Annotated in this window: 6 protein-coding genes, 2 tRNA genes and 1 rRNA gene (1 of these 9 only partly in view); 7 read left to right on the forward strand and 2 right to left on the reverse strand. The window is 33.1% G+C overall.

Annotation, left to right across the window (positions count from 1 at the left end):
• Positions 1 to 52: 52 nt before the first annotated feature.
• From QI155_RS06085 to QI155_RS06110, 6 genes are all read left to right on the forward strand, one after another.
• A complete protein-coding gene (locus QI155_RS06085) occupies positions 53 to 2872 on the forward strand; it encodes an SNF2-related protein (RefSeq protein ID WP_281321300.1) in 2820 nt (939 codons plus the stop codon).
• A 37-nt stretch (positions 2873 to 2909) separates the two neighbouring features.
• Positions 2910 to 3323, forward strand: a complete 414-nt coding sequence (locus tag QI155_RS06090) for a KOW motif-containing protein (protein WP_281321301.1) — start codon at positions 2910 to 2912, stop codon at positions 3321 to 3323.
• A gap of 112 nt (positions 3324 to 3435) precedes the next feature.
• Positions 3436 to 4371, forward strand: a complete 936-nt coding sequence (locus QI155_RS06095) for an HD domain-containing phosphohydrolase (protein ID WP_281321302.1) — start codon at positions 3436 to 3438, stop codon at positions 4369 to 4371.
• A complete protein-coding gene (locus tag QI155_RS06100; protein WP_281321303.1) occupies positions 4304 to 4960 on the forward strand; it encodes a hypothetical protein in 657 nt (218 codons plus the stop codon). Before QI155_RS06095 ends, QI155_RS06100 begins: the two co-directional genes overlap by 68 nt.
• Before the next feature lie 39 nt (positions 4961 to 4999).
• Entirely contained in the window at positions 5000 to 5230 is a 231-nt protein-coding gene (locus tag QI155_RS06105; protein ID WP_281321304.1) for a helix-turn-helix domain-containing protein, read from the forward strand.
• A gap of 92 nt (positions 5231 to 5322) precedes the next feature.
• A complete protein-coding gene (locus QI155_RS06110; protein ID WP_281321305.1) occupies positions 5323 to 6411 on the forward strand; it encodes a site-specific integrase in 1089 nt (362 codons plus the stop codon).
• Between the two features lie 162 nt (positions 6412 to 6573).
• On the opposite strand, the gene QI155_RS06115 is transcribed toward QI155_RS06110, so the two are convergent.
• A tRNA-Ala gene (locus QI155_RS06115) sits at positions 6574 to 6646 on the reverse strand.
• 9 nt (positions 6647 to 6655) lie between these two features.
• A tRNA-Ile gene (locus tag QI155_RS06120) sits at positions 6656 to 6730 on the reverse strand.
• Between the two features lie 860 nt (positions 6731 to 7590).
• Between QI155_RS06120 and QI155_RS06125 the strand changes: the two genes are divergently transcribed.
• A 16S ribosomal RNA gene (locus QI155_RS06125) occupies positions 7591 to 7676 on the forward strand; it runs 1449 nt beyond the window's last position.

Here is a 7676-nt window from a genome sequence, read left to right on the forward strand (position 1 = left end):
GTCAAAACTGAATTTTGATATTGAAATATTACCCTGGAGTAATATTTTCACAATGAAAACTATGGTTCTGCCTGGAAAATCTATCCGTGTTTTGAATAACTATGTTCTTTTTTACTCAGTCTATGATGAAAACTTAATTTCAGCTTTTAAAGGGTCAAGACTTAAATGGGACAAAAACCGAAAAGCGTGGTATGCAGATTTACATGATTTTGAAAACACAAAGGATTTCCTTGACAGACTTTCTACAGTTTTATCTTATTTCCCTCAAGAAGAAATTATTTATGCAGCCCATTTTGTCAATTCTTTTTATTCAAGACTTTCAAATATAATCGAACTAAGCAGAAAAGAAAGTAGTGATTTCCCTGTTCCCTTACCAGAAGGACTAAGCCTCTATCCTTATCAGAGAGCTGGAGTTGAATTTTTAGTAAATAAACAGAATGTTTTGCTTGCGGATGCCATGGGGTTGGGTAAAGAAGAATGGGTAAATAATAGAGTTTGGACACCAGAGGGCAGAAAAAGAATTGGTGATTTAAAAGTTGGTGATAAAATTTTTGGGATTTCAGGAAAACTTGTTAATGTAGTAGGAGTATACCCACAAGGGAAAAAGAAATTATACAGGGTTACTTTTAATGATGGATGTTCTGTTCTTGTAGGTTTAAATCATTTATGGAAAGTGATAAATAATAGTGGTGAAGAATTTGTCCTATCAACAAGACAATTGATTGATAAGAATGCAACTATTAATCATTTTGGTAAAGGTCGGAACAAAAACAAAAAATATACGATAAAAACATTTTATAGAGATAAGTATAATTCTAAATGGAAAATACCTATGACACAACCACTAATATATGGAAAAAAATATTTACCAATTGATCCTTATTTTTTAGGTGTATTAATTGGAAATGGAAAATTAAAGGACGGTTTAGTATTATCTATGAATGCAGCAGATGAGGATATTGTTAATTCTATTGCTTTATCATTAAAAGATGTTGAATTTAAAAGGATAAAAAGTCGTTCTGCAAATGTTTTTGAATTTAGAATAGTTTCAAAATTTGGTAATTATTTTAATCCATTAAAAAGAGAACTTAAAAAGTTTGGATTAAGATGCAATTCTACTGATAAATTTATACCTGATATATATAAATACTCTTCTATTGAAGATAGATTAGCAATTTTACAAGGATTGTTGGACACTGATGGGTATGTATCGAAAGATGGGATGGTGGTAGAATTTTATACTACTTCACAAAGATTAGCAGAAGATGTCCAAGAAATAGTTCATTCTCTTGGTGGCATATGTAGGCATTCTGTAAAAAAAGTTAAATACAAAGAACACATTAAAATTTGTCATATATTAAGAATTAAACTTCCGGCTGAATTTACTCCTTTTCGCTCCAGAAGAAAACTTCAGAGATACAGTCCTCCAGTAAAATATCCAGTATCAAGAAGAATAGAAAAAATAGAATTTGAAAGAGTGGATGAGGCAGTTTGTATTCAGGTTGATTCTCCTGACTGCCTTTATCTTACTGAATATGCAATTGTTACTCATAATACTGTTCAGGTAATAGGTTATCTTAATTATGAATCAAAACAAACAGGGAAAACTCCCCAATCCTTAATAATTTGTCCTTCTTCTGTAAAATACAATTGGCTAAAGGAATTAAATAAGTGGTCAATTAATCCTCTTAATATAGAAGTTCTTGAGGGTAGAAACGGTTTTGAACAGAATTTTGATGTTGATATTTATATTTGCAATTATGATATTCTTCAGGGTAAAGAATTTAAAAATCTTGACTGTATAGTACTTGATGAGGCTCATTATATAAAAAATCAATATGCAATAAGAACCAGGGAAGTTCAACGAATTTGTAAATCTAATCTTAAAGCAAAAATCATTGCACTTACTGGTACACCTATGCTTAACAGACCTGCGGAACTTTTTCCTGTTTTAAATTTATTGCTTCCTCAGAAGTTTGATAATTTTTTTAGATTTGCCCACAAATATTGTGCAGCTCATAAAAAGCAGATACAAACAAGAGATGGGATAAAAGAGTTCTGGGATTTTAATGGTGCATCCAACACAGAAGAACTTGGAAGATTATTAAGAGTTACTATTATGTTAAGGAGAGAAAAATCTCAAGTATTAAAAGAGCTTCCAGAAAAAATAAGAACAGTTATCCCTGTAAAGAAAAATGCTGGTAAGGTATTCTTAGACCTTGAAGAGAGAACCAGAGGGATGATGGATAAAATTAGGGAAATAAATAAAAAAATTAAAGAAGCAAAGAAAAATGGAGATAGAGATTTACTTAATAAGTTGAAGCTTGAAAAAACGCAGGTTCGTTCTGTTGCATTTACTCTCATGAACGAATATAGAAGATATGCATTTGAGGAAAAGAAAGAAATTATAGTTGATTTTCTCAGTGATACTTTAGAATCGGAACCGGTAATAGTATTTGTTCATCATAGAGACGTTGCAAAGTTTTTTAGAGATACTTTTAGGCAGTTTAATCCTCTGGTTATTACAGGAGAAACTCCTGCAGATGAAAGGGCAAAGCTGGTTGAGGCATTTCAAACCAAAGATGAGTATCTTTTATTTATTGCGACAACACTTGCAGCAGCAGAGGGGATAACTCTTACAAAAGCCTCAACAGTAGTTTTTGCTGAATATGAATGGACACCGGCTAAAATGCTTCAGGCAGAGGGAAGAGTTCACAGGATAGGACAGAAAAATACGGTTAATAGCTATTGGTTTGCTCTTGTGGGAAGCGTAGACGAGTATTTTATAAATAAAATTATCGAAAAACTTCAGGTAGAACATGAGATAATGCAGGATACCGAAGAGGAAGAGATTTTCATGGCAGTGGAGTGATTCTATGCGTGACATACTTTTTAAGTAATATTTTTTCATGGCATATCTCATTTATTCCCGGCATTCAAAATATATTAAAATCCTTAAGTCTATTCTTTCAAAAGCTCGTCTTACTGTTTTTGATACGGAGTTTCCTGAGTGTATCCTGGTTGTTCGTGACCCGGAACCTTATATACCCGAGGAACTGAAACCTCACATTCAGATAACTGAAACAAAACAGTATAAACAGCTTCTTAAGGGATTTGACAGTTTTACAGAGTTGATAAATCCTTCAAAGTCCTTCAAAGAAGGAGATGTGGTTCAAATTATAAAGGGAACCTATGAGGGGCTGAGTGGAATGATCAAGAAAGTCAACGAGAAAAATCTTGAAATAGAAATTTCAGTTTTTGGAAGAATTATTAAAGACATTTTTGAGTTTGATGAAGTTGAAAAAATTTCAAAAATTTTCTAATTTTTGAAAGAAACAGAGAGATACCAGAAAAAAACTAATATCACAAGTGTTACCTGTTTTACCACTATTTCTATAAGCGGTGGGAATTCAGTGGTTGAAGTAATATCTTTCTATGGAATTTTACTGGTTATGTTTACATGGCACATATATTATGAGAAAAAGGACTCTATCTTTTTTTGATGGAGAAATTGAACTTATTGGAGAACATGAAATAGATGGACGTCAAATCATTCCATCAGTTATAGAGGGTAGGGATTTATTTTCTGAAATTATTGATTTAGCCCTACAATATCACTCAGCAATTTTTATTGAGAGTTTTATTATAGATAATTTAAGTTTACAGATAATCAAAAATCTGGCTATAAAGGGAACTCCTTTTTTCTGGACTTTAGAAGATGTGGTTTATTATTTGAAATTTATAAAAAGAATTGAAGATAAAAAATATAGTTTTTCAGATGTGGTAGAGGAAATAGTTAAGCTTGAATCTTCTTATCATTCAGTTAATGTTTCTGAGTTAAGTTTCAGAATAGCCGAATGTTATTGTTCTTTGAATACAGCTTATATAATACGTTCTGCAGCGTTACTTCATGATGCAGGTAAATTACTGATGCCAAGAAGTTTTATAAACGCTCCAAGATGGTATACTTCAACAGAAAAGGAATATATAAAATTACACTCTTTTTATGGGCTGACGCTTTTAAAAAAGATATGTAAAGACAATACCGTATTTTATCAGACTGCAAAGGATATTATTTTGTATCATCACGAACGAGCAGATGGTTCGGGTTATCCATATGGCCGAAGAGGAGATGAAATTCCTCTTCCAGCTAAGATTGTATCTGCGGCTGATGTTTATGATGCACTGAGAACAAATAGACCATACAGGTCTGCATGTGATCATGACCTTGCAATAACTTACTTAAAAGGGAAAAACGGAATATTTGATGAAAAAATTATAAAGATTCTTGAGGAGGTAGCCCTTGAAAATTCAGATATCTGGAGTGACAACCATAGAAGAAACAATAACCGCTGCATACGAAGGGGCTGATGCTTTAGGTTTCTTTCTTGAAGAGACATTTTCTAAAAGTTCTAATGAAATTTCTATTAAAACATTTAAGAAGTTGGTTAAATACATTCCTGTATTTGTGACTCCAATTATAATTACCTCTTTTTCTTCGGTAGAGGCTATTCTTTCTTTAGTCGAAAAAACCAGGACAACAGTAATACAGATAAACCAAAATTTAAGTTTAAATGATTTGAAAAAACTAAAAAATAAAAAACCAGAATTAAAAATTATTAAGGAGATAAAACTTGCAGATAACAATTTTTCAGAAACTGATTTAAAATTTGCTTTTTATATAGATACTTTTATTTTTAATTTTAAAGGAATAAAAAACATTTTTATAGAACAAATAAAAGAAATTATAAATTCTGTAGATAAGCCTGTAATGTTATCTAATATAAACCTTGAGCTATTAAAAAAAATATATCCTTATGGAGTTGTGCTGAATGATGAAATAGTCAGGCATGATGGATATAAAGATTTTATGAAAATGAGACAATACATTACTGAATTGAAAGGATTGCAAACGAGAAATTATTTTTATTCAAATTGTAAAGATTTTTTTAAACGGTAATATTTTTAATAAAAAATAGTGATTTTTAAAGGAGAATGTATGTTTATAAATGAAGAACTTTTTACTCCCGATGAGGTAGCCAGAATTCTCAAAGTTGATAAACGTACAATTTATTACTGGATTGAAAAAGGAACTATTCCTTATGTTCGTATTAACAAAAAAGTGGTCCGCTTTAGACCTATTGATGTAGAGGAATTTATTCAGAAACACCTTGTCAAAACTTCTGATATTGACGAAGCTGTCAACGAAATTCTTTCAAAAATATCCTGAGTTGACCACAAAGCCTGCCATGCCTTACAATTTTTTATCTTTATCGCTCATTGACAAGTCAGGCATACAAGCCACAGGAAAGGAGGCTTCCTATGGCTTTGTATAAACGTGGTGGTGTTTGGTGGATTAGTCTCTATCATAATGGAAAGCGACACCGCATTTCAACTAAAACCTCAGATAGAAAAAAAGCAGAGGAGATTTATGCCAAAGTTATGCTCAAACTCAACAACTCAAAATCTGAGCCTGCACCAGACCTACTTAAACCAGCTGAATCAACTGAAAGTAGCATAAGCTATGCTGAATTCTATGAAAAGCACTACCTTCCATGGTGCTATAAAAGGCAGGCATATTATGAGAGCATGAAAAAATACTATCTAAATGTATTACCTGAATGGTTTAAAGAACTAAAACTCAAACAGATAGGACTCAAGGATGTGGAATATCTACAAAGTTACTTCATAGAAAAGAAATATTCAATCGCTACCTGTAATCGTTATATATCAATACTTAAAGCCTCATTCTCAAAAGCCTGTGACTGGAACATGATTACAGAACGAAGACTTAAAGAAATCAGAAAAGTTCAGTCTCTCAAGGGAGAAACTAAGCGTCTGAGATACCTGACTAAAGAGGAAATCAATAGACTTCTCTTTCACTGCGAACAACACCTCTACCCGATTATTTATACAGCAATTCACACTGGCATGAGAAAAGGAGAGATCCTTGCTCTCAAATGGAGTCAGATTGATTTAAAAAACGGAATTATATTACTTGACAGAACCAAAAACTACAACCGCCGAGAGGTAGCTATGACTGACAGCCTGAAAGCTCTGTTCAGACAACTCCACAGTCAGAGGAGACTTGACACCGACTATGTCTTTGTAAATCCAGATACAGGCAAACGATACACCGATTTAAAGAGGAGCTTTAACAGTGCATGCAGGAAAGCAGGCATTAGAGACTTCCACTTTCACGACCTGAGACACACCTTTGCAAGTCATCTTGTTATGTCTGGAGCTGATTTAAAGACAGTGCAGGAACTACTTGGTCACAAAAGTTTGACCATGACTCTCAGGTATTCTCACTTATCTCAGGCACATAAAAAAGAGGCTCTTAAAGCACTGGAAAATAACTTTGGACACAGTCCACTTCTGGATAGCTCTCTGTCAAATAAGAAAAAATAGACATTCTCCAGCAATTTAAGTCACAGTGGACAATTGATTTTCTGTTTACCCCCACACCCCATATGCCTTTCAAACCCTTGAAAATACTAATTTGGTCACAATTTAGTCACAATTTGGTCACAGTCACAGGAGAGAGAATTTGTAAACCCTTGAAAAATAAAGTGGAGGTGAAGGGATTCGAACCCACGACCTCCTGCGTGCAAAGCAGGCGCTCTCCCAACTGAGCTACACCCCCACATTTTCATGGGCCTAGTTGGAATCGAACCAACCACCTCACCCTTATCAGGGGTGCGCTCTAACCGAGCTGAGCTATAGGCCCATCAACATTTAAAATTACCTTAAAAATAAAACTTTTGTCAACTCCCCGAAAGATGAACTTCTGAAATTGCCGATAGAAATTTCAGAAATGCCTAAAATTGCCAATAGGCATATAAAAAAGTGAGCCTCCTTTTTGTGGATTTTAGTTTTAGGGGTGATATAAAATATCACCCAAATGGTGAAAAAACACACAAAAAAAGGAGGCTCATAAATATGATAAAACAAAAATATTTTCATTCAACATATCACGCCCAAAAGATTATATAACAGCAAGAGCAGTTTTAGCAGTCTATTCTGGAGTTCTCAAGGGGCAAAGCCCCTTTGTATCCACAAAAGATAAATTTTTTATTTTTATCTAAAAAGAGTTTGAGGGACAAGATCCCTCGAAGGTTATAAAAGAGCTTGTAGAAAAAAAATAATGCCTTACCCATCCATAGTTGGTGACTGACTAAGAAGACAAGGCAATTAAGACGGTCTTACGTATTATTTTGGTAAAAAAATGGAATTAAAAGATAAGTAAGCGGAAAATTTTAGATAAAACCGCCACTAAAAATGCTCTGAGAGTCAAAAAATTAGTCCCTGAATTTTCTATCGGCAATTTCAGGGAATTTCGGAGTATTGACAATAACACTCATAATATGTTGTAATTAAAAATAACGTTCTTTGAAAGTAATTACAGTTTTATGTTTTCTTGTAAAAAATTGAAAAAAAAGTATTGACAAAAATTATATAGTTTGATATTATTTAATTATAAAGTTTGTGCTTAATGTTTTAAAAACATTTAGTTCTTTGAAAAGTTCGGTAAGCCCCTATTAATAACAAAAGACTTTAGAGTTTCAAAAGTTAGCCAGTATCAAAGTTTTATATGAGAGTTTGATCCTGGCTCAGAGCGAACGCTGGCGGCGTGCCTAACACATGCAAGTCGAGCGGACTATAGGAAGGGGTAA

It is taken from the genome of Thermodesulfovibrio sp. 1176, assembly GCF_029946585.1.
Classification (GTDB): Bacteria; Nitrospirota; Thermodesulfovibrionia; order Thermodesulfovibrionales; family Thermodesulfovibrionaceae; genus Thermodesulfovibrio.